Source organism: Paractinoplanes maris (assembly GCF_023544465.1).
Lineage (GTDB): Bacteria > Actinomycetota > Actinomycetes > Mycobacteriales > Micromonosporaceae > Actinoplanes > Actinoplanes maris.
The window spans coordinates 362,616-388,839 of record NZ_JALPVL010000009.1; the positions used below are offsets into that span (position 1 = coordinate 362,616).

The 26,224-nt window shown below is 71.3% G+C and carries 24 protein-coding genes and 1 riboswitch; of the genes, 22 read left to right on the forward strand and 2 right to left on the reverse strand.

The window, feature by feature from the left end:
- The first annotated feature begins 57 nt into the window (after positions 1-57).
- Genes NAG42_RS27005 through NAG42_RS27015 form a run of 3 tightly spaced genes read left to right on the forward strand, consistent with a single transcriptional unit; the run spans position 58 to position 4,126 of the window.
- Positions 58-1,728, forward strand: a complete 1,671-nt coding sequence (locus NAG42_RS27005; protein WP_250034341.1) for a SulP family inorganic anion transporter — start codon at positions 58-60, stop codon at positions 1,726-1,728.
- Positions 1,725-3,107: an alpha-amylase family glycosyl hydrolase gene (locus NAG42_RS27010; protein ID WP_250034350.1), complete on the forward strand. Its 1,383-nt coding sequence runs from the start codon at positions 1,725-1,727 to the stop codon at positions 3,105-3,107. Before NAG42_RS27005 ends, NAG42_RS27010 begins: the two co-directional genes overlap by 4 nt.
- Entirely contained in the window at positions 3,104-4,126 is a 1,023-nt protein-coding gene (locus NAG42_RS27015) for an aminopeptidase P family protein (protein WP_250034352.1), read from the forward strand. The genes NAG42_RS27010 and NAG42_RS27015 overlap by 4 nt, the downstream gene beginning before the upstream one ends.
- Positions 4,127-4,128: 2 nt before the next feature.
- Here NAG42_RS27015 and NAG42_RS27020 read toward each other — a convergent pair whose 3' ends face one another.
- Entirely contained in the window at positions 4,129-4,383 is a 255-nt protein-coding gene (locus NAG42_RS27020) for a hypothetical protein (protein WP_250034354.1), read from the reverse strand.
- 138 nt (positions 4,384-4,521) lie between these two features.
- Here NAG42_RS27020 and NAG42_RS27025 point away from each other — a divergent pair, with 138 nt between their 5' ends.
- From NAG42_RS27025 to NAG42_RS27075, 11 genes are all read left to right on the forward strand, one after another.
- Positions 4,522-5,220, forward strand: coding sequence for an alpha/beta fold hydrolase (locus tag NAG42_RS27025; protein WP_250034356.1), 699 nt, complete (start codon positions 4,522-4,524; stop codon positions 5,218-5,220).
- 45 nt (positions 5,221-5,265) lie between these two features.
- Positions 5,266-7,056, forward strand: a complete 1,791-nt coding sequence (locus NAG42_RS27030) for a thiamine pyrophosphate-requiring protein (RefSeq protein WP_250034358.1) — start codon at positions 5,266-5,268, stop codon at positions 7,054-7,056.
- Between the two features lie 9 nt (positions 7,057-7,065).
- A complete protein-coding gene (locus NAG42_RS27035; protein ID WP_250034359.1) occupies positions 7,066-8,124 on the forward strand; it encodes a winged helix DNA-binding domain-containing protein in 1,059 nt (352 codons plus the stop codon).
- 16 nt (positions 8,125-8,140) lie between these two features.
- Entirely contained in the window at positions 8,141-9,334 is a 1,194-nt protein-coding gene (locus tag NAG42_RS27040) for a cytochrome P450 family protein (RefSeq protein WP_250034361.1), read from the forward strand.
- A gap of 34 nt (positions 9,335-9,368) precedes the next feature.
- Positions 9,369-9,716 (forward strand): hypothetical protein, encoded by a 348-nt coding sequence (locus NAG42_RS27045; RefSeq protein ID WP_250034362.1) that lies wholly within the window; start codon positions 9,369-9,371, stop codon positions 9,714-9,716.
- A gap of 517 nt (positions 9,717-10,233) precedes the next feature.
- A complete protein-coding gene (locus tag NAG42_RS27050) occupies positions 10,234-11,181 on the forward strand; it encodes a glycosyltransferase family 2 protein (protein WP_250034363.1) in 948 nt (315 codons plus the stop codon).
- A 79-nt stretch (positions 11,182-11,260) separates the two neighbouring features.
- A complete protein-coding gene (locus NAG42_RS27055) occupies positions 11,261-12,448 on the forward strand; it encodes an esterase-like activity of phytase family protein (protein ID WP_250034364.1) in 1,188 nt (395 codons plus the stop codon).
- 321 nt (positions 12,449-12,769) lie between these two features.
- Entirely contained in the window at positions 12,770-13,330 is a 561-nt protein-coding gene (locus NAG42_RS27060; RefSeq protein WP_250034365.1) for a TetR/AcrR family transcriptional regulator, read from the forward strand.
- A 9-nt stretch (positions 13,331-13,339) separates the two neighbouring features.
- Complete coding sequence (locus NAG42_RS27065) at positions 13,340-13,918, forward strand: hypothetical protein (protein ID WP_250034366.1); 579 nt, start codon at positions 13,340-13,342, stop codon at positions 13,916-13,918.
- Positions 13,915-15,237 (forward strand): AMP-binding protein, encoded by a 1,323-nt coding sequence (locus NAG42_RS27070; protein WP_438872449.1) that lies wholly within the window; start codon positions 13,915-13,917, stop codon positions 15,235-15,237. The genes NAG42_RS27065 and NAG42_RS27070 overlap by 4 nt, the downstream gene beginning before the upstream one ends.
- Positions 15,234-15,986, forward strand: a complete 753-nt coding sequence (locus tag NAG42_RS27075; RefSeq protein ID WP_250034367.1) for a Pr6Pr family membrane protein — start codon at positions 15,234-15,236, stop codon at positions 15,984-15,986. Before NAG42_RS27070 ends, NAG42_RS27075 begins: the two co-directional genes overlap by 4 nt.
- 744 nt (positions 15,987-16,730) lie before the next feature.
- Here NAG42_RS27075 and NAG42_RS27080 read toward each other — a convergent pair.
- A complete protein-coding gene (locus tag NAG42_RS27080; protein WP_250034368.1) occupies positions 16,731-17,276 on the reverse strand; it encodes a C40 family peptidase in 546 nt (181 codons plus the stop codon).
- Positions 17,277-17,281: 5 nt separating this feature from the next.
- Positions 17,282-17,438, reverse strand: a riboswitch (cyclic di-AMP (ydaO/yuaA leader).
- Between the two features lie 360 nt (positions 17,439-17,798).
- Between NAG42_RS27080 and NAG42_RS27085 the strand changes: the two genes are divergently transcribed.
- Genes NAG42_RS27085 through NAG42_RS27120 form a run of 8 tightly spaced genes read left to right on the forward strand, consistent with a single transcriptional unit; the run spans position 17,799 to position 26,210 of the window.
- Positions 17,799-18,674 (forward strand): FAD binding domain-containing protein, encoded by an 876-nt coding sequence (locus NAG42_RS27085; protein WP_250034370.1) that lies wholly within the window; start codon positions 17,799-17,801, stop codon positions 18,672-18,674.
- A gap of 4 nt (positions 18,675-18,678) precedes the next feature.
- The gene (locus NAG42_RS27090; protein ID WP_250034372.1) at positions 18,679-19,155 is read left to right on the forward strand and encodes a (2Fe-2S)-binding protein; all 477 of its coding nucleotides are present in this window, start codon (positions 18,679-18,681) and stop codon (positions 19,153-19,155) included.
- Positions 19,152-21,545, forward strand: a complete 2,394-nt coding sequence (locus NAG42_RS27095; protein WP_250034374.1) for an aerobic carbon-monoxide dehydrogenase large subunit — start codon at positions 19,152-19,154, stop codon at positions 21,543-21,545. Before NAG42_RS27090 ends, NAG42_RS27095 begins: the two co-directional genes overlap by 4 nt.
- 7 nt (positions 21,546-21,552) lie before the next feature.
- Positions 21,553-22,425 carry an XdhC family protein gene (locus NAG42_RS27100; RefSeq protein WP_250034375.1) on the forward strand — a complete coding sequence of 291 codons (873 nt, stop codon included), beginning with the start codon at positions 21,553-21,555 and terminating at the stop codon, positions 22,423-22,425.
- A gap of 3 nt (positions 22,426-22,428) precedes the next feature.
- On the forward strand, positions 22,429-23,001 hold the full coding sequence (locus tag NAG42_RS27105) for a nucleotidyltransferase family protein (protein WP_250034377.1): 573 nt from the start codon (positions 22,429-22,431) through the stop codon (positions 22,999-23,001).
- On the forward strand, positions 22,998-23,858 hold the full coding sequence (locus NAG42_RS27110) for an AAA family ATPase (protein ID WP_250034378.1): 861 nt from the start codon (positions 22,998-23,000) through the stop codon (positions 23,856-23,858). Before NAG42_RS27105 ends, NAG42_RS27110 begins: the two co-directional genes overlap by 4 nt.
- Entirely contained in the window at positions 23,855-24,970 is a 1,116-nt protein-coding gene (locus tag NAG42_RS27115) for an SRPBCC family protein (RefSeq protein WP_250034381.1), read from the forward strand. Before NAG42_RS27110 ends, NAG42_RS27115 begins: the two co-directional genes overlap by 4 nt.
- Positions 24,957-26,210 (forward strand): vWA domain-containing protein, encoded by a 1,254-nt coding sequence (locus NAG42_RS27120; protein WP_250034383.1) that lies wholly within the window; start codon positions 24,957-24,959, stop codon positions 26,208-26,210. Before NAG42_RS27115 ends, NAG42_RS27120 begins: the two co-directional genes overlap by 14 nt.
- Positions 26,211-26,224: the final 14 nt, after the last annotated feature.

Genomic DNA, 26,224 nt, shown 5'->3' on the forward strand with positions numbered 1-26,224 from the left:
TCCTGGCGACCCGGGCGACGTCCACCGGGCGGCTCGTTGACCAACTACGGTGACAGCGTGCGCGGTGCTCAGTGGGTCCCCGGGATTCAAGCCGCCGCGTCCTACCGGGCCGAGTGGCTGCCCAAAGACCTGGTGGCCGGTCTGGTGCTCACCACGCTGCTGGTGCCCCAGGGCATGGCCTACGCCGAACTGGCGGGCCTCCCGCCCATCACCGGCCTCTACACCTCGATCCTCTGCCTGGTGGCCTATGCGATCTTCGGCCCCTCCCGGGTGCTGGTGCTGGGCCCCGATTCCTCGCTCGGCCCGATGATCGCGGCCGTCGTCGTGCCGATCGTGCTGGCCGGCGGCGACCCCGGCAAAGCGGTGGCGCTGGCGTCGGTGCTGGCGTTGCTGGTGGGGCTGTTCATGACCGTGGCGGCCGTGGCCAAGCTCGGTTTTGTCGCCGATCTGTTGTCTCATCCCACCCAACTGGGTTACATCAACGGTCTCGCCGTCACCATTTTCTTCTCCCAGCTGCCCAAGTTGTTCGGCTTCCCGGTCGAGGGTGAGGGCCTGTTCGACGACATCACCGGTTTCGTCACCGGGCTGGGCGGCACCGTGCCGGCCGCGGTGGCCATCGGCGCCGGGGGACTCGCCGTGATCCTGGGATTGCAGAGGGTGCTGCCCCGGGTGCCGGGCATCTTGGTCGCGGTGGTCGGCGCCATCGCGGCGGTCACCCTGCTCGACCTCGACGACGTCGCCGTCGTGGGGCCTCTCCCGCAGGGCTTCCCGCCCTTCACCATCCCGCTCGTCACCCTCCAGGAGCTGGGCGTGCTGGCCGCGGCCGCGGTCGGCATCACGCTCGTCTCGGTCACCGACACCATCTCCACGGCCTCGACCTTCGCCGCCCGCGCGGGGCAGGAGGTGCGCGGCAACCAGGAGATGGCCGGCATCGGGGCGGCCAACCTCGCGGCCGGGCTCTTCCAGGGCTTCCCGGTCAGCACCAGCGGGTCGCGCACCGCGGTCGCGGCCACCGCCGGGGCCAAGTCGCAGGTCACCGGGCTCGTCGGGGCGGTCGCCATCACGCTGATGCTCCTGCTGGTGCCGGGGCTGCTCCAGGACATGCCGCAACCCATGCTGGCCGCGGTGGTCATCGCCGCCTCGATCGGGCTGCTCGACGTGGCCGGCATGGTGCGGCTCTGGCGGCAGCGCCGCGTCGAGTTCGCGCTCGCCCTGGCCGCCTTCGTCGGGGTGGCGGTGTTCGGCGTGCTGCCGGGCATCGCGGTCGCCGTGGCCCTCTCGGTGCTCAACGTCTTCCGCCGCGCCTGGTGGCCCTACCGCACGGTGCTCGGGAAGCCGGACGGCGTCGACGGCTACCACGACCTGAACCAGTATCCCGATGCCACCCAGCTGGACGGCCTGGTCATCTGGCGGTTCGACGCGCCGCTCATCTTCGCCAACGCGCGCACGTTCCGCGAGGAGGTCCGTCGCCTGGCCCAGCGACGGCCCCGGTGGATCGTCGTCGCCGCCGAGCCGATCACCGACGTCGACACCACGGCCGCCGACATGCTCGAGGAACTCGACGAGGAACTCAACGCGAAGGGCATCTCCCTGGTGTTCGCCGAGCTGAAGCACCCGGTCAAGGAGAAGATCGACCGGTACGAGCTCACCCGCACGATCGACCCGGAGCACTTCTATCCGACCCTGGACGACGCGGTCGCCGCCTATCGAGAGAGACACCGGACATGACGTCGGTCTACGAGATCAACACCTGGCCCTGGCTCGCCCGGCTCGGCGTGCACAGCCTGGCCGACGTGCCGGCCGAGACGTGGGACGAGCTGGTCGGCTTCGACGCGGTCTGGCTCATGGGCGTCTGGGAACGCAGCCCGGCCGGCCGCGCCATCGCCCTGGACAACGAGGGCCTCAACCAGGATTTCCGCGCCGCCCTGCCCGACTTCTCCGACAAAGACGTCGTCGGTTCGCCGTACTGCATCCGCCGCTACGAAGTGGACGAGCATCTGGGCGGAGCCAAGGGGCTCGCCCGGGCCCGGGCCGAGCTCAACGCCCGAGGACTCAAGCTGATCCTCGACTACGTCCCCAACCACGTGGCCCCCGACCATCCCGCGGTCACCGCGAACCCGGACTGGTTCATCAACGGCACCCTCGACGACCTCGCGAAGGACCCGGGCAGCTGGTTCCGCTCCGGCGACCGGGTCATCGCCCGCGGCCGCGACCCGTACTTTCCGCCCTGGCCCGATGTCGCCCAGCTCAACGCCTTCCACCCGGGCCTGCGCGAGGCCACCCTGACGACCCTGCGGCGCATCGCCGAGCAGTGCGACGGTGTCCGCTGTGACATGGCCATGCTGGTCTTCACCGAGATCTTCGCCCGCACCTGGGGCGACCGCGCCGGCCCGCGCCCGGCCCACGAGTTCTGGCCCCAGATCATCTCGCAGTTGCGCAGCGACTTCCTGTTCATCGCCGAGGCCTACTGGGACACCGAATGGGAGCTCCAGCGGCAGGGCTTCGACCTCTGCTACGACAAGCGACTCTACGACCGTCTCGCCCACGAGGACGCCGCCGCCGTCCGCGCCCATCTCACGGCGGGCCTCGACTACCAGAACAAGCTGATCCGCTTCATCGAGAACCACGACGAGCCCCGCGCCGCCACCGCCCTGCCCGGTGCGCGGGGCCGGGCCGCCGCGGTCGCCGTGGCCACCCTGCCCGGCTCGATGCTCTGGCACGACGGCCAGTTCGAGGGCCGGCGGGTCAAGCTCCCGGTCTTCCTCGGCCGGTTCCCCGACGAGCCGGTCGACGAGGATCTGCGCGCCTTCTACGACCGCTTCGCCAAGAACCAGAAGACCGGCCGCTGGCAGCTCCTGGACTCCACCGACGTGCTCGCCTGGGCCTGGCAGGACGGCGACACCCGCCACCTCGTCGTCATCAACTTCGCCGACCGCGGAGCCCGGACCCACGTACGCCTGCCCTGGCCCTCGGCCGGATCCCGGTGGCGCCTGACCGATCTGCTCGACGACCGCGTCTTCGACCGGGACGGCGACGACCTCGACGCGGCCGGGCTCTACGTCGACCTGCCCCCGTGGGGCTGCCATCTGCTGGAGGTGCGCCGATGAAAGCGCTGGACGACGCCCTGCTCATCACTCCCGGCCCGGACCTCGTCTATTTCACCGGCCTCCGCCCGCCGATGACCGAGCGGCTGACCATGCTCATCCTCCCGGCCAGAGTGCTGGTCGTGCCGGCCCTGGAGCATCCCGGCGACCTGCCCGGCCTCGAGGTCGTCGCCTGGCACGACGGTGACGACCCGTACGCGCTGGTGGCCGAACTGTTGCGGGAACCGGCATACGCCATCTCCGACTCGGCGTGGGCGATGCACCTGATCGCCCTGCAGCAGGCCGCGCCGCACGTCCGCTTCACGTCGATGACCGCCACCCGGCCCCTGCTGCGGGCGGTCAAGTCCGAGGCCGAGGTCGCGTTGCTGGCCGCGGCGGCCGCGGCGGCCGACGCCACCTACGAGCAGATTCTTTCCGTACGATTTCGAGGGCGCACCGAGGTGCGGATCGCCGCCGAGCTGAGCGACCTGCTGCAGCAGCACGGCCACGAGCAGGTCGACTTCACCATCGTCGCGTCGGGCCCGAACGGGGCCGATCCGCACCACCACATCGGCGACCGCGTGCTGACCGAGGGCGACATGGTCGTGCTCGACTTCGGCGGCCTCAAGGACGGCTACGGCTCCGACACCTCGCGCACTGTCCACGTCGGACAGCCGTCGGAGGAGGAGCAGCAGGTCTTCGACATCGTGCGCACCGCCCAGCAGGCGGCCTTCGAAGCCGTACGGCCGGGGGTGGCCTGTCAGGAGATCGACCGGGTGGCCCGCGGCATCATCGAGGACGCCGGATACGGCCAGTTCTTCATCCACCGGACCGGCCACGGGATCGGCCTGACCACCCACGAACCCCCTTATCTGGTCCGCGGTGAACAGCAGCCGCTCGTGCCCGGCATGTGCTTCTCGATCGAGCCGGGCATCTATCTGCCCGGCCGTTTCGGCGTGCGGATCGAGGACATCGTCACCGTCACCGAGACCGGTGGCCGGCGGCTCAACACCACCGACCACGGCCTGGCCATCGTCAGCTGAGGTCAGGCGCCCGACTGCCGCTTGTCCTCCTCGACGTCGTCCGCGCCCACCGGGACGCCGTCGGAGTCGCGCTGGGCGTCCCGCAGCGCGTCGCCGTCCGCGTCCGCGCCCGACCGCACCGCGTCGGCCTCGGCGTCGCCGGCACCGACGGTCGCCCCGGCCGGTGCGGCCCCGCTCGCCTCTTTGGTGTCCTCGCCGAACTCCCCGGCCAGCGACGCGGCGACCGGCAGGCCCTGCGGCCCGGATGGATTCGTCATGACGCGCTCCTCTCACGCAGTGATACGCAGGCCGAATACCCGGCTCGATCGTCGATAACCAGTCGAGTTACGTATCCCGTTCCGGGCGCGGAAGGGACAGGGTTGGGGAGAACCGATCCGCGAACCTGGGGAGAGCACATGAAACCGACCATCGTCCTCGTGCACGGCGCCTTCGCCGAGTCGGCCAGCTGGGACGGCGTCATCAAGCTGCTGAAGGCCGACGGCTTCCCGGCCGTGGCCGTGGCCAACCCGCTGCGCGGCGTCAAGTACGACTCCGACTACCTGCGCGCCACGCTCGCCTCCATCGAGGGCGACATCGTGCTGGTCGGCCACTCGTACGGCGGCATGCTCATCACCAACGGCGCCACCGGCGTCCCGAACGTCAAGGCTCTGGTCTACGTCGGGGCCTTCGCGGCCGACGCGGGGGAGAGCGCCGCCGCCCTGTCCGGCCAGTTCCCCGGCAGCTCGCTGGGCGAGACGCTCAACCCGGTCAAGCTGCCCGACGGCAGCAGCGACCTCTACATCAAGCAGGACCTCTACCACCACCAGTTCGCCGCCGACTCGTCCGCCGGTGACGCCGCCGTCTGGGCCGTCACCCAGCGCCCGATCACCGACGGCGCGCTCAACGAGGCGTCCGGCGACCCGGCCTGGAAGTCGATCCCGTCGTGGTTCTTGTTCGGCAGCGAGGACCTCAACATCCCGGTCGCCGCGCACCGCTTCATGGCCGAGCGGGCCGGTTCGCGCCGCACGGTCGAGCTGGCCGGCGGCTCGCACACCGTGGCCATCCCCGAGGCGGCCAAGCTGGTCGAGCTCATCAAGGAGGCATCAGGCGCCTGACCCCGGGTATGCCCCCTGCGGTGCGACAACCGGAGGGGGCACGGCATGGCGGACGAGCGGACAGTCTCGGACCTGGTGGTGGAGCGGCTGTCGGCGTGGGGTGTCGAGCGGGTGTTCGGCTATTCCGGCGACGGCATCGACGGCGTGGTCGGGGCTCTGCGGCGGGCCGGCAAGCCGGCCTTCGTCCAGGCCCGGCACGAGGAGAACGCGGCGTTCATGGCGGTGGCCCAGGCCAAGTACGCCGGTGGGGCCGGGGTCTGTCTGTCCACTCAGGGGCCGGGCGCGGTGCACCTGCTCAACGGGCTCTACGACGCCAAACTGGACAGCAAGCCGGTCGTCGCGATCGTCGGCCAGCAGGCGTCGAGCGTGCTCGGCAGCTCCTACCAGCAGGAGATCGACCTGCAGCGGCTGTTCGGTGACGTGTGTGCGCAGTTCGTGCAGACCGCCCACACCCCGGAGCAGCTGCCCATGCTGATCGACCGGGCCTTCCGGACGGCGCTGGCCACCCGCAGCCCGACGTGCGTGATCCTGCCGCACGACGTGCAGACGGCTCCGGCTCCGGACGAGCAGACCCAGGAGCACGGCGTGATGATGACCAGCCCCGGTCTGCGCCCGGCCCGGGTGGTGCCCTACGAGACCGATCTGCGGGCGGCGGCCGAGGTGCTCTCGGCCGGTGAGCGGGTGGCCATCATGGTGGGTCAGGGCGCGTACGGGGCCAGGAGCGAGATCCTCGAGCTGGCCGACCGCCTCGGCGCCGGCCTCACCGCCTCGCTGCTGGGCAAGCCGGTGCTGGACGAGACCCTGCCGTTCCACACCGGGGTGATGGGCCACCTCGGCACGACCGCCAGCGCCCAGCTGATGCAGGAGTGCGACACGCTGCTGCTGGTCGGCACCAACGACCCGTGGACCGAGTTCTACCCCAAGCCGGGGCAGGCCCGGGCGGTGCAGATCGACATCGACGGGCGCCGGCTCGGCGTCCGCTACCCGATCGAGGTGCCGCTGATCGGCGACGCCGCCGAGACCGTGCGCGCGCTGACCGCCCTGGTCGAGCCGAAGGGCAACCACGATTGGCGCAAGCGGGTGGAGGACTGGGTGACCCGCTGGCACGAGATCGCCGCCGCGCGGGCCGCGGCCGGGGCCGAACCGCTGAACCCGCAGCACGTCGTGCGCTCGCTGACCGGCCGGCTGCCCGCCGACGCGCAGGTGGCCGTCGACGTCGGCTCGGTCGTCTACTGGTACGCCCGCCACCTGCGGCTGCCGCCGGGCGTGCCGGCTCACCTGTCGAGCACGCTCGCGTCGATGGGTTGCGGTGTCCCGTACGGGATCGCGGCCAAGCTGGCCGCGCCGGAGAGCCCGGTCGTGGTGCTGAGCGGGGACGGCGGCCTGCAGATGACCGGGCTGGCCGAGCTGGTCACCGTGGCCGCGCGCTGGCGGGACTGGGCCGACCCGCGGTTCGTGGTGTGCGTGCTGAACAACCGCGACCTGGCCGAGGTGAGCTGGGAGCAGCGCGAGATGGAGTCCGAGCCCCGGTTCGCGGCTTCGCAGGATCTGCCCGACGTGCCGTACGCGAAGTATGCCGACCTGCTCGGGCTGCGCGGCCTGCGGGTCGAGTCACCCGGCGACATGGACGCGGCCTGGGAGACGGCGCTGACCGCCGACCGCCCGGTGGTCATCGACGCCCGCACCGACCCCGCCATGCCGCTGCTGCCGCCGAACCAGCCGACCGAGAAGGTGCGGGCCATGTATGCCGGCCTGGCCGCCGAGCAGGGTCCGATCGCCCGCCGGGCCGAGGCCCACCTGCGCCGCGAGCGCGCCGACGAAGGGTTCGACGACTAGTTTTCTCCCATGGAAGTGCTCAGCGACCGCGCGCTCAACCGGGCCCTGATGACGCGGCAACTGCTCGACCGGCGGCGGGTCCGCCCGGCCGTCGAGGCGGTCGAGCACCTCATCGGGCTGCAGGCTCAGGAGCCCCAGGAGCCGTACGTCGGCCTCTGGAGCCGCCTCGAGGGGTTCCAGCCGGCCGAGCTGGTCGAGGCGCTGGAGAGCCGGCAGGTCGTGCGTACGCTGCTGATGCGGCGCACGATGCACCTCGTCACGGCGGCCGACTGCCTGGGACTGCGCGGGCTGCACCAGCCGATGCTCGAGGCCCGCGTCAAAGCCGTGTACCGCCGGGAGATCGAGGATGTCGATCTCGCCGAGCTGGCCGAGGCCGGAGGGCCGCACTTCGCCCGGACGCCGAGCATCCTGCTCGAGGTGGGGCGCGCGGTCGGTGCGCGCTGGCCGTCGGTCCCGGCCCGCGTCCTCGGCGACCTGCTGAGCTCGCTGGTGCCGCTCGTGCAGGTGCCGCCGCGCGGTGTCTGGGGCCGGACGGCGCCGGCCCGCAACACGACGATCGAGGCCTGGCTGGGCCGCCCGGTGCCGCCGCCGTGCGTGGCCGACGACCTCGTCCTGCGCTACCTGCGGGCGTTCGGGCCGGCCTCGTCGAGTGACATCCGGGCCTGGTCCGGGCTGAGCGGCCTGCGCGAGTCGATCAAGCGGCTGCGGCCCCGGCTGCGCAGCTTCCGCGACGCCCGTGGCCGCGAGCTGCTCGACGTGCTCGACGGGCCGCTGCCGGAGGAGGATCAGCCGCAGCCGCCGCGTTTCCTGCCCGCCTTCGACAACGTGGTGCTGGGCTTCGACGACCGCCGCCGGGTGATCGACGACGCGTACCGCAAGCACAGCGTCGAGGGCGCCCGGTTCGTGCTGGTCGACGGGCGGGTCGCGGGCCGGTGGACCATCACCGGCGACACCCTGCACGCCACCATGTTCTTCCCGGTGGACCTCGATCCGGTCGTCGCCGAGGCGGAAAACCTGCTTGCCTGGCACGGCATTCCGGGGCGTACTGTCATAGAAGTCCACGAATGACGGGGGAGATGCAGGCATGTCGCAGAGCGTCCGGGACAATCTGGCCGACCGTGAGTTCCATGCCAACCCCCACCCGGCGTATGCGTTGTGGCGGCGCGAGGGCCCGGTGCGGGAGGTCCGCATCGCCAGCGGCGCGATCGTCTGGCTGGTGACCCGTTACGACGACGCCCGGCAGGCGCTGACCGACCCGCGTTTCTCCAAGACCGGCCGCGACGACGGCCACCCGTCGAGCGAGATCGAGCGGGCGTTGTCGCGGCACATGCTGGCCGTCGACCCGCCCGACCACACCCGCCTGCGCCGCCTCGTGTCGGCCGCCTTCACGGCCCGCCGCATCGAGGCGCTGCGCCCCCGGATCACCGAGATCACCGAGAGCCTGCTGGACGCGTTCCCCGGGCCCGGTCAGGACTTCGACCTGATCGACGCGTTCGCCTTCCCGCTGCCCATCCAGGTGATCTGCGAGCTGCTGGGCATCCCGGCCGAGGACCAGGACGCGTTCCGCCGGTGGTCCAACATCATCGTCGGTGGCGTCGCCTACCAGGCCGACTTCCCGGCCGCCGCGCAGGCGATGGTCGCCTACATCCGGGCGCTGCTGGCCGCCCGGCGGGCCCAGCCCGGCGACGACCTGCTCTCCGGCCTGATCGAGGTGCGCGACAGCGAGGACCGGCTCAGCGAGGACGAGCTGATGTCGATGGTCTTCCTGCTGCTGATCGCCGGCCACGAGACCACCGTCAACCTGATCGGCAACGGTGCCTCGCTGCTGCTCGGTGAGCGGGAGCGCTGGGAGCAGTTGTGCGCGCAGCCGGAACTGCTGCCCACGGCGATCGAGGAGTTCCTGCGGTTCGAGTCCCCGGTGGAGGTCGCCACCTTCCGCATCACCAAGTCGGCGGTCGAGCTCGGTGGCCGCACGATCCCGGCGTACGCGCCGGTCGTGATCAGCCTGCTCTCGGCCAACCGGGACGACTCCCGCTTCGCCGACCCCGACGAGCTGCGGCTCGACCGCCCCAACAATCCGCACCTGGCCTTCGGGCACGGCATCCACTACTGCCTGGGCGCCCCGCTGGCCCGTCTCGAGGCGCAGATCGCCTTCGGCGCGCTGACCCGCCGATTCCCGTCGCTGCGCCTGGCCGTCCCCGCGTCGGAGCTGCAGTGGCGCCCCGGTCTGCTCCTGCGCGGCCTGTTCACCCTGCCGGTGACCACCGGCCCCGGGTGACCGGGGCACAACCGGCTTTGGCAAGCTTTCCCGGGTGGAAGCACTCCGGCTGATCCTGCTCTTCATTCACCTGGTCGGCTTCGCGCTGCTGCTCGGCGGGGCGATCGCTCAGTTCCTCACCGGCAAGTTCCGGATCAATCCGGCCGTGCTGTGGGGCTCGATCATCCAGTTGCTGTCCGGCCTCGCGCTGGCGGCCCCGCTGCGGGGCGGCGGCGACGCCGAGCCCAGCCCGATCAAGCTCGGCGTCAAGCTCCTGCTGGCCATCCTGATCTTCATCATGGTGTTCGTCCCGCGCAGGCGGGAGGCCGTGAACAAGGGCCACTTCATCGGCATCATCACCCTGACCCTGGCCAACGCCGCGGTCGCCGTCTTCTGGCGCTGACTCCTTTTTCCCTGACGACTGTCACGCTCCGTGCATGACAGTCGTCACTTTTTGTACGCCTGATTTCCCGCCGCCTCGCCCGGGTCGGTGATGTGTGCGACAACGTCGGCGCTGAATGCCCGACCATTTCTGTGTGCGTGCACGCCGTTGAGCGAAAAAGGCATCGGTCGAACGGTGAATCATGGCCGGGACGACTGGCGGCCGGCGACGGCATTCCGGGGACCGTCCCCGCCCGGGAACGGTCACTGATTCGTACATCGAGTATTCGACCTGCTAAAACGCGGGCCCATGTCCGGCCTGCGGGCTTAGGAGGGTAACTGGGACGGGTTGCGGGTGTTTCGGCGTGCGCGTCGCAAAGAACGCCATTGCCCGGAGCGTTTCCCGGGCCGAAACAATGGCGTCAGAACTGTAAATCATGGCCGGGCAGACTCTTATCCCATTCATAGGAAAGATCGGTATGGTCCCGGCCACGGGTTGATCAACTGCCTTGCTTCGCCACTTTCAGGAGCGCCTCGCCATGACTGACAGCATCGACGCCAGCGTCGTCATCCCTACGCACAGCGAGCGTCGCTGGGATTCGCTGCGGCGCACGGTTGCGTCCGCCCAGGAGCAGAAGGTGACCCCGGCGGAGATCATCGTCGTGGTCGACCACAACCCCGGGCTGTTCGAGCGGGCCACGGCGGAGTTCGCCGGCGTCACCGTGCTCGAGAACGAGTCGGCCCGCGGTGCTTCCGGCAACCGCAACACCGGCGCCTTCCACGCCCGGTCCGAGCTGATCGCGTTCCTCGACGACGACACCGTCGCCCACGACACCTGGCTGGGTCACCTCGCCGCGCCGTTCGCCGACCCGGCGGTGGTCGGCGCCGGTGGCCTCATCGTCCCGGCGTGGGAGAGCAACCGCCCGCGCTGGATGCCCGACGAGCTGCTGTGGACGGTCGGCGTCTCGTACGCGGGCATGCCGACCTCGGTCGCCGAGATCCGCAACGTGTGGTCGGCCAGCATGATGATCCGCCGGGACGCGTTCGAGAAGGTGGGCGGCTTCCGGGTCGGCTTCGGCAAGCTGGGCGACCAGAACCGGCCCGAGGACACCGAGCTGTGCCTGCGGATCAGCGCCGAGACCGGTGGCCACTGGATGTACGTCCCCGACTCGGTCATCGAGCACGACGTTCCGCTCGACCGGTCGACGTTCCGCTTCTTCCTGCGCCGCTGCTATGCCGAGGGGCGCGGCAAGGTGCAGATGGCCGGCCTGCTCCCGCGCGACCAGAAGCTCGGCGCCGAGCAGGACTACTTGCGCCGCACCCTGCCCCGCGCGGTCGCCCACAACATCAAGGCCGCCACCCTGGGCCACGGCGGTCACCACGCCCTGCGCGCGGCCACGGTGATCGCCGCGGTCGCCGCCGCCGGCTTCGGGGGCGGCGTCGAGACGATCCACTCGCTCGGGGAAGCCGAGACGGCCACCCGCTGAGCTCACCTTTTGATCATTACGCGTGCCCGCGCAAGCCATTGGTCGGTCCCGATTAACCCGGGGCCCCTAGCCTGCGGCCATGCGAAAGATCGTCCGCAACGTTCTCGCCGGGACCGGCGTCCTGGCGCTCACCCTGCCGCTGGCCGGCACCGCGTCCTACGCCGGCGGCCACCAGGTCACCAAGCCCACGCTGACCGGCTGGGCCGCGCTGCCCGCCGGCACGTTCGTCCCGGGCAGTGAGCAGTCCGGCGCGCTGGCCACCGGCAACCTCAACGGCTTCACCGTGCCCTTCGCCGACCAGCCGATCCAGGGCTTCTCGGGCATCGTCGACAACGGTGACGGCACCTTCGACGTGCTCTCCGACAACGGGTACGGCAACCAGGCCAACTCGGGCGACTTCCTGCTGCGCGTCCAGAAGCTGGCCCCGGTCCCGCGGACCCAGCAGGTCGACGTGCTCGGCGGCATCAACCTGACCGACCCCGGCCAGCTGGTCCCGTGGGCGCTGACCCGCACCGACCGGGTGCTCACCGGCGCCGACTTCGACCCCGAGTCGATCCAGAAGGGGGCCGACGGCTCCTACTGGATCGGTGACGAGTTCGGCCCGTACCTGCTGCACTTCGACCGGGCCGGCCGAATGCTCGACGCGCCGGTCGCACTCGACGGCGTGATCGCGCCCGAGACGGCCGCCCGCACCGGGGTCACGGCGACCGCGCGCAGCAGCAAGGGCTTCGAGGGGCTGGCCCAGTCGCCCGACGGGCGCTACCTCTACGGGCTGCTCGAGGGCACGGTCGCCGGCGATCCGGCCGGGGAGCTGCGGCTCAACGAGTTCGACGTACGGGCGAAGAAGTACACCGGCAAGCGCTGGACCTATCAGCTGGACAACCCGGATTTCGCCATCGGTGACGCGATCGCGGTCGACAAGAACCGGTTCCTGGTCATCGAGCGGGACAACGGCCAGGGGGCGACGGCGGTCGTCAAGAAGATCTACCTCGCCGAGAAGCGCGGCACCCAGCTGCGCAAGACCCTGCTGGTGGACCTCATGAACATCGCCAACCCGCGCCGGATCGGCGGCTTCGGCCCGACGTTCACGTTCCCCTTCCAGACCATCGAGGACGTGGTCATCCTCGACGACCGGACGATCGCCGTCCTCAACGACAACAACTTCCCGTTCTCGACCGGCCGCAGCGCCACCGCCGCCGACAACAACGAGTGGATCACCATCGCGCTGCCCAAGTCCTTGAACGCGGACAAGCGCCTGCTCAAGTAAGTCGTCGTCCCAGAGCGCCCGGTGCCGTCCCACGGCACCGGGCGTTTTTGCGCGCCCCGGCCGTCGAGCGACTCGGGCCGGGATCGTCTGGCCGGAGCCGGCCGCGGTCTGCGAGCTGAGCCACAGCCGCAAGCCCGGTCGCCGAAGATCATTACCTAGCCTCCTAGGATGCTGGAGGAGGGGTCGCCTTTGGCTAGAAAGACCGGGTCTTTGTCGGCGTTCAGTGTCTAAAGTGGAGTGATCACTCCGTTACAAAGGGGACGCTAGGCTGATGAACGGTCAACCGGCTGTCAAAGCCCCAAAACGGACGGAGAGTGAACCATGGCCGCACGCGCGCCGCGTGCTGATGCGTTGCGTAACAGGTCCCGCGTTCTCGCGGCGGCCGAGCAGGTGTTCGTGGCGCGAGGCACGGCAGTCTCCACCGAGGAGGTGGCTCGCGCGGCGGGCGTCGGCATCGGCACCGTCTTCCGGCACTTCCCGACCAAGGCGGCACTGATCGAAGCGGTTTTCCGCGAACGCTTACGCCGCTTCGGCGAGGAAGCCGACCAACTGGTCCAGGCCGACGACCCGAGCCAGGCGATCTGGGTCTTCCTCAACCGGGTGGCCGAGGTGGCCGCGGGCAAGCAGGCCTGGGCCGACGCCTTCGCCGCGACGAACGTACGAGATGCTCTGACCCCGGCCCGTGAGCAGCTGCCGCTGGCCCTGGGCACCCTGCTCGAACGAGCCCAGCAGCAGGGCGCCATCCGCCCCGACGTCACGGTCGGCGAACTGGTGGCCCTCATGCTGGCCGTCTCCCGGGTTCCCGAGCTCGACGCCGACGGCGCCGCCCTGCGGGCCCGTGTGCTCGCCATCGTCTTCGACGGGCTCCGGGCCAGGGCCTAAGGTGGGCGGATGGCTCCGTCGAGCGTCGCCTGGATCGACCATCACTACGACCGGGAGAACGCGGGGCTGGGACGCAGCCGGTTCGCCGAGCACGTGTGGGTGAACGCCAAGGAGTTCGACGACTGCTGGGGTGACATCTCGCCGGTCGGCTTCGCCTGCGTGGCCTGGCGGCTCGCCACCGCGCCGCACCTCGACCCGGGCTTCGTGCGATTCCATCGCCGCGTGCTGAGCGCCGCCTGCCGGCGCAACACCTGGGACGGTTCGCTGACCGCCGCCGTCGAGCTGGTCGCGCCCTGGCCGGCCGCGCTGAGCGGATCGCAGGCCTGGACGCAGGATCGCGGCTGGCGCGGCTGGCCGGAGACGTTCGGGCAGTTCCTCGCCCCGTCGCAGCAGGAGCTGAGCCGCACCCCGCACCTGCGCTCGACGCTGACCGCCGAGGCCCCGCTGGCCTTGACCGAGCTGCCCAAGCTGCCCGAAAGCCCCGGCCCCGAGCTGCCCGACCTGGCCGAACGCACCGTGACCGTCCTCGTCCGCGAGCTGAACGACCTGCTCGCACCCATGCTCACCCAGCTCGGGGGTGCTCGGTGACGCGGCTGCTGCGGGCGCTGCACGACGACGCCGATCAGGCCGAGGCTGTGCGGGACGAGCACTCGGCGATCTCCCGGCACGAGCTGCTGGGCCGGGCGTCCGCGCTGGCCGCCGAGCTGGCCGGCCGCCGCATGATCGCCGTGGACGCCACCCCCACGATCGACACCGTCATCCGGATCACCGCCGCGCTGCTGGCGGGCGTTCCCGCCGTACCCGTGCCGCCCGACGCCGGCGAACTGGAGCGAGCCCACCTCCTCCGCGACTCCGGCGCCGAGCTGGTCGACGGGCCGACCACCCGGACTGCCACCACGGTGCCCGCCGAGCCCGGCCCCGACGCCCCCGCGCTGATCCTCTACACCAGCGGCACCACCGGACCGCCCAAGGGCGCCGTCATCTCCCGCCGGGCGCTCGCCGCCGACCTCGACGCCCTGGCCGAGGTGTGGCAATGGACGCCGGACGACACACTGGTCCACGGCCTGCCGCTCTTCCACGTCCACGGGCTGGTGCTGGGCGTGCTCGGTCCGCTCCGGCTCGGGTCGCGGCTGGTTCACACCGGCCGGCCCACACCCCAGGCGTACGCGGCCACGCCCGGCACCATGTATTTCGGCGTGCCCACGGTGTGGTCGCGGGTCTGCGCCGCCCCCACTGAGGCCCGCGCCCTCAGCCACGCCCGCCTGCTGGTCTCCGGCAGCGCACCGCTGCCCGTCCCGGTCTTCGACGACCTGGTCGCGCTGACCGGTCAGGCGCCGGTCGAGCGGTACGGCATGACCGAGACCCTGATCACCGTGAGCGCCCGCGCCGACGGCGAACGCCGCCCCGGCCAGGTCGGCCTGCCCGTTCCGGGCGTCGAGACCCGGCTGGTCGGCGAAGCGGGCGAAGCCGTGCCACCGGGCGACATCGGTCACCTGCAGGTCCGCGGGGCCACACTCTTCGACGGCTACCTGGGTCAGGAAAGGACCGAGGGCTGGTACGCGACCGGTGACGTCGCCACAATCGGGGCCGACGGCTGGCACCGGATCGTCGGCCGGGCCTCCACCGACCTGATCAAGACCGGCGGCTACCGGGTCGGCGCGGGAGAGGTCGAGGACGCGCTGCTGCTGCACCCGGCGGTGCGCGAGGCAGCCGTGATCGGCACCCCGCACCCCGACCTGGGCGAGCAGATCACCGCGTACGTGGTGGCCGAAGGCGCCCGCGAGGGCGACCTGATCGCCTGGGTCGCCGACCGCCTGGCCGCCCACAAACGGCCGCGCGCCGTGCATCTGGTCGACGCCCTGCCGCGCAATGCGATGGGCAAGGTTCAAAAGGGAGCGTTGCGGTGAGGGTGGGTCTGAGTCCGCAGTGGTGGTTGCGGGTGCTGATCGTCGGCTGCGGACTGGCCGGTCTGCTGATCGGCGAGCATCGGCTCGCGTACTACACCAGCCAGAGCAACATCATCACGCTCGGCTACTTCGGCGGCGTCCTCTACTGGATGATCCGCCGCCGCACGACCGCCCCAGCAGCGCCCCGGCTGCGCGGCGCGGTCACCCTGTGGATCGTCATCACCGGCCTGATCTCCCACTTCATGCTCCAGAACGGCGAGAACCCGCTGCCCGGCCTGCTGATCGACGACCCGTCCCGGCAAGTGCTCAACTGGTCCCGCTTCCTGGTCCACTACGCCGTCCCGGTGCTCGTCCTGACCGACTGGCTTGCATTCGGGCCGCGCCGCGTCTCCCCATGGCGAGACCTTCCGCTGTGGATCCTCTACCCACTGGGCTACGGAGCGACCTCGGTGGCCCGGGCGGTCGCGTTCCCCACGGTCAGCGACCGCTACCCCTACTTCTTCCTGGACCCCACTTCCCAGGGGTACGGCTGGGTGGCCGGCCAGTTCGTCAAGCTCGGCGTCATCTTCGCGATCCTGGGAGCGGTCTTGCTGGCCTACGACCGCCTGGCCGCCCGCCTCACCCACACCATCCCCGAACCTCCCACCGACGCCACAGCCCCTACCCAGGCCACAGCCCCCGCTGCCGCGACTGACCCGGCAGGCGCACCCAAAGCCGCGCCCGCCGAGTCCCAGCCCGCCCGGTCCTAGCGTGCCGAGTCCTAGCGTGCCGAGTCCTAGCGTGCCGAGTCCTAGCGTGCCGAGTCCGAGCGTGCTGAGTCCTAGCCTGCGCGGTCCGAGCGTGCTGAGTCCTAGCCTGCGCGGTCCGAGCGTGCTGAGTCCTAGCCTGCGCGGTCCGAGCGTGCTGAGTCCTAGCCTGCGCGGTCCGAGCGTGCTGAGTCCTAGCCTGCGCGGTCCGAGCGTGCTGAGTCCTAGCCTGCGCGGTCCGAGCGTGCTGAGTCCCAGCCTGCGCGGTCCCAGCCTGCGCGGTCCCAGCCTGCGCGGTCCCAGCCTGCGCGGTCCCAGCCTGCGCGGTCCCAGCCTGCTGAGTCCCACCCGCGCGGCCCTAGCGTGCTGAGTCCTAGCTTGCACGGTCCCAGGGTGCCGAGTCACAGCCCGCGCTCCTAGGGTGCTGAGTCCGAGCCTGTGCGGTCCGAGCGCGCCGAGTCCCAGCGTGCGCGGTCCGAGGGTGCCGAGTCACAGCCCGCGCTCCTAGGGTGCTGAATCCCAGCCCGTGCGGTGCGGACGCGCCGAGTCCCAGCGTGCGCGGTCCTAGGGTGCCGAGTCACAGCCCGCGCTCCTAGGGTGCTGAATCCCAGCCGGTGCGGTGCGGTGCGGTGCGGACGCGGCGAGTCCTAGCTTGCGCGGTCCCAGCGTGCGAGTCCCAGCTCGCGCCGCCCCGGCGTGCCGGAGTTCAGCCTGCAGACTCCGAGGCGGAGCCGGCGAGGATGGGGCTCAGCTTCCGATCCGGGCGAACCTGACCTGGCTCGCGGACCAGATCCTGGCCAGCTTGACGCGGTCGCCGGGCTTGGGGGCGTGCCACACCCGGCCGGCGCCGGCGTAGACGGCCACGTGGTAGGCGCGGCCCCCGGACATCCAGAACACCAGGTCGCCCGGGCGAGCGGCGGCCTGGGAAATCTTGCGGGCCGCTGTGTACTGCGCCTGGGCGGTCCGCGGCAGCGTGAGGCCGACTTTCCCGTACGCGAATCCGGACAACCCGGAGCAGTCGAACGCGCCGGGACCTCGAGCCCCGTATTTATACGGCTTGCCCTGCTGAGCCCGGGCCACCGCGACGATCTTGTTGCCACGGATGATCCCCGCGGCCACGGGAGTCAGTTTCGGCGTGGCCCCGGCCCGGGCGGCTGACGGGGTGGCTGCGGCTTGGGCGGCCGACGGGGTGGCCTCGGCCCGGGTGGCCGACGGGGTGATGAGCAGCGTGGTGGCGATGGCCGTCGCGGCGATGAGCAGCAGTAGGCGGCGCAGTGGCAGTGGGAAAGACAAGACGATCCTCGGTCCTTCAACCGCCTGCGAGGTTAGCTGTCGGATTAGGCCTGAAGGCGGCCCGTCGCTCGCGCGACCTCACCCCGAGCCGGCCCGTCACGGCGCCGGCGATTTGGTTCCCCCGTTCCCGCCCACTGAAGTTCCTGTCGGTGTCAGGTCGGGCCGCCCTCAGGTGGGCGGGACTCGGCGTCCCGGAGCGGCCACGGTTGGACGATCGGCCGGGTTTCGCGAACCTGACGCTTTCCCGGGCGCCCCACCGGACACTTCCGTCCCGGATCGGAATCTTCGTCCGATGTCTTTCCGGACATCCGGGATCAACAGCGGGTAACCAGCGCGATATCCGGCGCTCATCGCGGTGAGGCTCGTCACCGAATTGCCGCTGCCCAACCGCGGGATCGAGTCGCCGGCACTCCCGAGCCGCACCGCTCGCGGTTACGCAGAGCAACCTAAGACATCCCTTAGGTAGCTGTTGACATTGGACGGCGCTCAGGAAAGATGCTCGGCAATCGCAGGAGGTGCAGCGTGCAGGTGCCCGCGCCGTTCGAGTACGAGCGTGCCACCAGTGTGGACCAGGCCATCGGTCTGCTGGAACGTCTGGGCAGCTCAGCGCGTCTGGTGGCGGGCGGTCACAGCCTGCTGCCGATGATGAAGCTACGGCTGGCCAATTTCGACTATCTGATCGACATCAACCCGCTGCACGCCGAGCTCGGCTACATCCGGCTCACCGCTGACGACGTACGGATCGGGGCCCTGACCCGGCACCGCGAGCTGCTCGAGTCCGATGAGCTGGCCGCCGCGTTCCCGATCTTCCGGGACGCCGAGCGGGTGATCGCCGACCCCGTGGTGCGCAACCGCGGCACCCTCGGCGGTTCGCTGTGCCAGGCCGACCCGTCCGAGGATCTGTCCGCGGTGTGCACGACGCTCGACGCGAGCTGTGTGATCCGTGGCCCGGGCGGCGCCGAGCGGGTCGTGACGATGGAGGAGTTCCACGTCGGGCCGTACGAGACGGCGGTCGGCGACGACGAGATGCTCACCGAGGTGCGGTTGCCGCTGCGCGCGGGTGGGGGCAGCGCGTACGAGAAGGTCGAGCGCCGGGCCGGGGACTGGGCCGTGGTGTCGGCCGGCGCCGCGGTCTGGCTGGCCGCCGACGGCACGATCGCCGACGCGCGGGTGGGGCTGGCCGCGGTCGGTCCCAACACGACCGGCATCCCGCAGATCTCGGCCGCGTTGCGCGGGCGCGCGCCGGCTGAGGAACTCTACGAGCAGGCCGGGGCGATCGCGGCGCGCAGCTGCGACCCGGCCACCGACCAGCGGGGCAGCGCCGACTACAAGCGCCACCTGGCCGACGAGCTGACCCGGCGGACGCTGCGCACCGCCGTGGTCCGGGCGAGGAGCTGAACCCATGCAGGTCACGATGATGGTCAACGATGTCGAGGTCACCCGGGAGATCGAGGGCCGGCTGCTGCTCGTGCACTTCCTGCGCGACGTGCTCAGCCTGACCGGCACCCACTGGGGCTGCGACACCAGCAACTGCGGCACGTGTGTGGTGTGGCTCGACGGTGAGCCCGTCAAGTCGTGCACCGTGCTCGCCGCGATGGCCGGCGGCCACGAGGTCCGTACGGTGGAAGGCCTGGCCAAGGGCAGTGAGCTCGACCCGATCCAAGAGGGTTTCCGGCAGTGCCACGGCCTGCAGTGCGGCTTCTGCACCCCGGGCATGATGATGACCTGCCGGGCGCTGCTCGACAAGAATCCCGACCCGACCGACGCCGAGATCCGCGAGGCCATCTCGGGTCAGATCTGCCGGTGTACGGGCTATTCGACGATCGTCCGCTCGGTGCGCTGGGCGTCGGTCCACGAGGCGGCGGCGGTGAACCAGTGACCACAGTCGAGGAGCCGAAGACCACCACCTTCGACGACAACGATCAGACGCCGGTCGGGTTCGGCCGGATGCTGCGCAAGGAAGACCCGCGCCTGCTGCGGGGCCGCGGCCGCTTCACCGACGACGTGCAGCTGCCGGGCATGCTCCACCTGGCCATCCTGCGCTCGCCGTTCGCCCACGCGCGGGTGGTCAGCGTCGACACCAGCGCCGCCGAGGCCGCGCCGGGTGTCAAAGCCGTGGTCACCGGCGAGACCCTCAAGGGGCTCGGCCTGGCCTGGATGCCCACGCTGTCCAACGACGTGCAGGCCGTGCTGGCCACCGACAAGGTGCGCTTCCAGGGTCAGGAGGTCGCGTTCGTCGTCGCCGAGGACCGGTATGCCGCCCGCGACGCGCTCGAGCTGATCGACGTGGAGTACGAGGTCCTCGACCCGGTCATCGATGTGCGCCGGTCGCTCGAGCCGGGGGCGCCGCTGATCCGCGACGACCTCGAGGGCAAGACCGACAACCACTGCTTCGACTGGGAGACCGGCGACGAGGCCGAGACCGAGGCCGTGTTCGCCCGGGCCGACGTGGTGGTCAAGGAGGACATCGTCTACCCCCGCGTGCACCCGGCGCCGATGGAGACGTGCGGCGCGGTCGCCGACTTCGACGCGGTCGAGGGCAAGCTCAAGCTGTGGTCGACCACCCAGGCCCCGCACGCCCACCGCACTCTCTACGCGATCGTGGCCGGCCTGCCCGAGCACAAGATCCAGGTGATCGCGCCGGACATCGGCGGCGGCTTCGGTAACAAGGTGCCGATCTACCCCGGTTACGTCTGCGCGATCGTCGGCTCCATCGTCACCGGCAAACCGGTGAAGTGGATGGAGGACCGGTCGGAAAACCTGATCAGTACGGGATTCGCCCGCGACTACATCATGCGGGGCGAGATCGCGGCCACCCGCGACGGCAAGATCCTGGCCATCCGCACCAATGTGCTGGCCGACCACGGCGCCTTCAACGGCACCGCGGCGCCGGTGAAATACCCGGCCGGCTTCTTCGGCGTCTTCACCGGCAGCTACGACATCGAAGCGGCCTACTGCAAGATGACCGCGGTCTACACCAACAAGGCACCCGGCGGGGTCGCGTACGCGTGCAGTTTCCGCATCACCGAGGCCGTCTATCTGGTCGAGCGCATCGTCGACTGCCTGGCCGCCGAGCTCGACATGGACCCGGCCGAGCTGCGCCTGAAGAACTTCATCCAGCCCGACCAGTTCCCCTACACGACCAAGACCGGCTGGGTCTACGACTCCGGCAATTACGAGCCCACGATGCGCCAGGCCATGGACATCGCCGGCTACGCCGAACTGCGCGCCGAGCAGGCCGAGAAACGGGCCCGCGGCGAGCTGATGGGCATCGGCATCTCGTTCTTCACCGAGGCTGTCGGGGCCGGGCCGCGTAAGAACATGGACATCCTCGGCCTCGGCATGGCCGACGGGTGTGAGCTGCGGGTGCACCCGACCGGCAAGGCCGTCGTCCGGCTGTCGGTGAAGACGCAGGGGCAGGGGCACGAGACGACGTTCGCCCAGATCGTGGCGGAGGAGATCGGCATCCCGCCGGCCGACATCGAGGTCGTGCACGGGGACACCGACCAGACCCCGTTCGGCCTGGGGACGTACGGAAGCCGGTCGACCCCGGTCTCGGGAGCCGCCGCCGCCCTGGTCGCGCGCAAGGTTCGCGACAAGGCGCAGATCATCGCGTCGGCCATGCTCGAGGTGACGGTGGCCGACCTGGAGTGGGCCAAGGGCGCGTTCCAGGTCAAGGGCGACCCGGGCAAGTCGGTGACCATCCAGCAGATCGCCATGCGGGCGCACGGGGCGGGCGACCTGCCCGAGGGCATCGAGGGTGGGCTCGAGGCCCAGATCTGCTACAACCCGTCCAACCTGACCTACCCGCACGGGGCGTACATCTGCGTCGTCGACATCGACCCCGGGACAGCCCAGGTCAAGGTGCGGCGCTTCATCGCGGTCGACGACTGCGGCACCCGCATCAACCCGATGATCATCGAGGGTCAGGTGCACGGCGGGCTCACCGACGGCGTCGGCATGGCGCTGATGGAGATGATCGCCTTCGACGAGGACGGTAACTGTCTCGGCGCGTCCCTGATGGACTATCTGATCCCGACCGCGCTCGAGGTGCCCGACTGGGAGACCGGATACACGGTCACGCCGTCGCCGCACCACCCGATCGGAGCCAAGGGCGTGGGGGAGTCGGCCACCGTCGGCTCGCCCCCGGCCATCGTCAACGCCGTCGTCGACGCGCTCAAGCCCTTCGGGGTGCGGCACGCCGACATGCCGCTCACCCCCTCGCGGGTGTGGGACGCCATGCGCGGCCGCGCCACCCCGCCGATCTGAGGTCCCGATGACGATCAGCATCTCCTCGCGGGCGGCCGAGCTCACGATCTCCCGGCGCCCGTTCGTGCACGCGACGGTCGTCCGCGCCCAGGAGCCGACCTCGGCCCGCCCCGGCGACGACGCGGTCATCCTGGACGACGGCTCGATCGAGGGTTTCGTGGGCGGGGTGTGCGCCGAGAGCTCGGTGCGGGCGGCGGCGCTCGACACGCTGAAGGACGGCAACACGCTGCTGCTCCGGGTGCTGCCGGACGACGGGGCCGCGTTCCCCGAGACGCCGGGCGCGCTGGTCGTGGTCAACCCGTGCCACTCCGGCGGGGCGATCGAGATCTTCCTGCAGCCGGTGCTGCCCAAGCCGCTGCTCGGCGTCGTGGGCGGCACGCCGATCGGGCGGGCGGTGGCGTCGCTGGCCGAGTTCCTGGACTTCGAGGTCGCGCCGGGCACGTCGTTCGACGGCGCGGCGGCCGTGGTGGTGGCGGGGCTCGGGCGCGATGAGGAAGAGGCGATCCGGATCGCCCTGGACGCCGGGATTCCGTACGTGGCCCTGGTGGCCAGCCACAAGCGGGGCGCGATCGTCCTGGACGGGATGAGGCTGACGCCGGCGGAACGGGGCCGGGTGCGCGCGCATGCGGGGCTGGACATCGGTGCGCGGACGCCGAAGGAGATCGCGCTGTCGATCCTGGCCGAGATAGTCCGGGAGCTCCGGGCCGACGTCCCCGCGCCCACGGTGGTCACGCTCTCGGCCTCCGCCCCCCGGCAGGCGATCGACCCGGTCTGCGGCATGACCGTCATCATCGATGACGACACCCCGCACGCCGTCGTGGACGGGCAGGACTACTGGTTCTGCCGGGTGGGGTGCCGCGACAGCTTCGTGGCCGGCTGACCGATGGGGGTCACCGGGCTGGTGCTGGCCGCGGGCGGTTCACTGCGGCTGGGGGAGGCCAAGCAACTGCTTCCCTACCGCGGCCGTACGCTGCTCGACGCCACCCTCGACGTCGCGCGCTCGTGCGGTTTCGATCAGCTGCTGGTCACGCTCGGCGGGTCGGCCTCCGACGTCCGGGAGCGGGTCGACCTCACCGGCTGCACGGTGATCGAGAATCCGGCGTACTCGTCGGGCTGTGGCTCCTCGGTCAGCTCGGCGATCCCGTCGGTCGCCGGTGACACGCTGGTGTTGCTGCTCGGCGATCAGCCGGGCGTCACCCGGGCCGACGTCCTCTTCCTTCTGGCCGCGCCGACCCCGCTCGCCGTCTGCCGCTACGACGACGGTCTCGGTCACCCCTTTCTCTTCCGCCGCGCCACGTTCGCCGGCCTGTCCGACCTGCACGGCGACAAGGCGGTCTGGAAAATGCTGCACTCCGGCGCCCATCCGGTGACCGAGGTGCCGGTCGACGGGCCGGTGCCGATCGACGTCGACACCCGCGACGACTACGAGCGGCTGCTGGCCGGTGAGGCCCGGTGAACTCGGCCGAGCAGGTGCGGACCCGGCTCGACGCCGTGGACTACCTCGTCGACGACGGCCTGGCCATGGCGATGTTCCTCGCGTTGCGGCTGGGCAAGCCGCTGCTGCTCGAAGGGGAACCCGGCGTCGGCAAGACCGCGGCCGCCAAAGCTCTCGCGCTCGTGCTCGAGACGCCGCTGATCCGGCTGCAGTGCTACGAGGGGCTGACCGCGGGCGAGGCCCTCTACGAGTGGAACTACCAGCGGCAGCTGCTGGCGATCCGGCTCGCCGAGGCCCGCCAGGAGAAACTGGGCGACGCCGACCTGTTCACCGCCGAGTTCCTGCAGGAACGGCCCATCCTGCGCGCCGTCCGGCACCGCGGGCCGACCCCGCCGGTGCTGCTGATCGACGAGATCGACCGGGCCGACGACGAGTTCGAGGCGCTGCTGTTCGAGTTCCTCGGCGAAGCCGCGATCACCGTGCCCGAGCTGGGCACCTTCACCGCGCTGCGGCCGCCGGTCGTGGTGCTCACCTCCAACCGCAGCCGCGACCTGCACGACGCGCTGCGGCGCCGCTGTCTCTACCACTGGATCGAGTTCCCGGCCCCGGCCCGCGCCGCCGAGATCGTCCGCCGGTCGGTTCCCGGCGCGACCGAGCCGCTGATCCGCAGCACCGCTGACTTCATCCGACGCGTACGCGGTCTGGAGCTCGACAAGGCACCCGGCCTGGCCGAGACCATCGACTGGGTGTCGGCCCTGTCGGCATTGGGCGTCACCGACCTGACCGACGCCGCGGTCGTCAGCACCCTCGGCACCATCGCCAAAACCCCCGACGACCGGACAGCGGTGGCCCTCGCCGCCCACCAGGAGACCCCATGAAGATCACCAACGAGTTCACCGTGCACACCTCGATCGACCGCGCCTGGCAGGTGCTGACCGATCTGCCGGGCATCGCCCCCTGCCTGCCCGGGGCCCAGCTGACCGGCGTGGACGGCGACGTGTACCAGGGCAAGGTGAAGGTGAAGGTCGGCCCGGTGATCTCCGACTTCGCCGGGACGGCCCGGTTCACCGAGAAGGACGACGAGGCCTACCGCGCGGTCATCGACGCCAAGGGCCGCGACGCCCGGGCCGGCGGCAACGCCTCGGCCCTGGTCACCGCCGTCCTGACCCCGGCCGGCGACAGTACGCTGGTCAACGTCGACACCGACCTGAAGATCAGTGGAAAGCTGGCCCAGTTCGGCAGCGGCATGATCAAGGAGATCTCCGGCAAACTGCTGGCCCAGTTCGTCACCAACCTGGAAGCCAAGCTGGCCACCGACTCCTCGCCGAACGCCGCCGAGACCTCCACAGCCGCCGACTCCCCAGCGGCGGCGCCGGCCAGTCCTGTCGTTGCCACGTCGGCCAGTCCTGCGGTCGCGGCGTCGGACGGACTCTCGGTTGCGGCGTCGGCCGGATCCGCGGCTGCGTCCTCTGTCCCGTCGGCTGCCGCGGTGGAGACGGTTCCGGGGACGGCCGCCGTGGTGGCGCCCGGCCCGCCCGCTGCGGCGCCGGGCCCGGACGCTCCCAGCCCGGGCTCTCTCACCGCCAACCTGGTGCCCGCCGACCCGGGCGCGGCCGAGCCGGCGACCCCGGCCGTCGCCGGGAGCGAGCCCCTGGCCGCCTCGACCACGACGGAGCCGGCAGCGCCCGCCGGGCACACCACAACGGCCGGCGGCCACAACACGACGGCGGCGGGGCAGGCGACGGCGGCCGAGCCGGCGGATTCGACGATCCGGGATCCGCACGAGGCGGTGAACGGAGCCGTCGCCGGTCGGCCGGCCACTCTCGCGAAGCCGGTTCCCCGGTCGGCCGCGCCCGCCGCCGACGGTGAGCCGGAAGCGCTCGACCTGTTGGCGATCGCCGGTGGCTCCGTCTACAAGCGACTGATCCCGCTGGGCGTCGTCGTGGCCGCGCTCGTCGCCTTCATCGTGTGGCTCGTTGGCCGGCGCTGAGCTTCCCTCCGGTGCGGCGGCCGGGCACCCCGGCCCGGACCGCCCGCCGCCGGCCCGGCCGGTGCTGCTCCGTGGCACCGACCGGGCCGCCTTGGCCGTGGCGTTGGTCGACCGCCTGCGCCGGGCCGGGCTGCCCACCGGCCTGACCGAGGCCGGCGACCTGGTCCACGCGCTCGACGTGAGCCCGCCGCTGACCGTCGGCGCGCTCTATTGGACGGCCCGGGTGGCCCTGGTCCGCCGCCAGCCCGACCTGGCCGTCTTCGACGAGGTCTTCGCCGCCGTCTTCGCGGACGCCCCACCGCTGCCCCTGACTCGGGCCTCCGGCCCCCTTGTCGCGCGGCGGGACGACGTACACGTGCCTGTCCCGGCCCAAGCCGGTGACCCGGCCGACGGCGGTGGCCTGCCGTGGGCCACCCTGCCGCCCGCGGTCGCTCCGGCCGATCCGACCGACTCGGCGCTCGCCACTCCCGAGCGCCGCCCCAGCGCGCTGGCCGCCCTGGCCGAGCTGCCGTTCGAGGATCTCGACGCGAGCCAGACCGACCAGCTCGGCGAGGCCTTGCGAGCCACCCTCACCCGCTGGCCCACCCGCCGGACCCGCCGCCAGGCGGCCGACCCGTCCGGTCGCCGCATCGCGTTACGCCCCACCATCGCCCGTGCCCGCCGCACAGCCTGGGAGCCCGTGGCCCTCGTCCGGGAACGCCCGATCCGCCGCCCGCGCCGGGCCGTCCTGCTCTGCGACGTGAGCGAATCCATGCGCGCCCAGGCCACCGCCTACTTGCACTTGATGCGCGCCTTCACCCTGGTGGCCGACGCCGAGGTCTTCGCCTTCGCCACCACGCTGACCCGCCTGACCCCGGCTCTGCGGCACACCTCAGCCACCGAAGCCGTCGCCCGCGCCGGCACCTTGGTGACCGACCGCTTCGGCGGCACCAGGATAGCCACGAACATTTCCGCGGTCCTCAACTCCCACCACGGCAACGCCCTGCGCGGCGCCCTGGTGATCGTCGCCTCCGACGGCTGGGACAGCGACCCGGCCGACCAGATGGATGCCGCGATGGCCCGCCTGCGCCGCCGGGCCCACCGCATCCTCTGGCTCAACCCCCGCGCCGGAGCCCCGGGTTTCATTCCGAGCGTGGCCGGCATGGCCGCCGCCCTCCCTTATTGCGACCGCCTGCTGCCCGCGGCGACGTTCCACGATCTGACCCGCGCCGCCCACCTCCTGCAAGAGGTGGGCGGCTGAGGAATACGACCGGT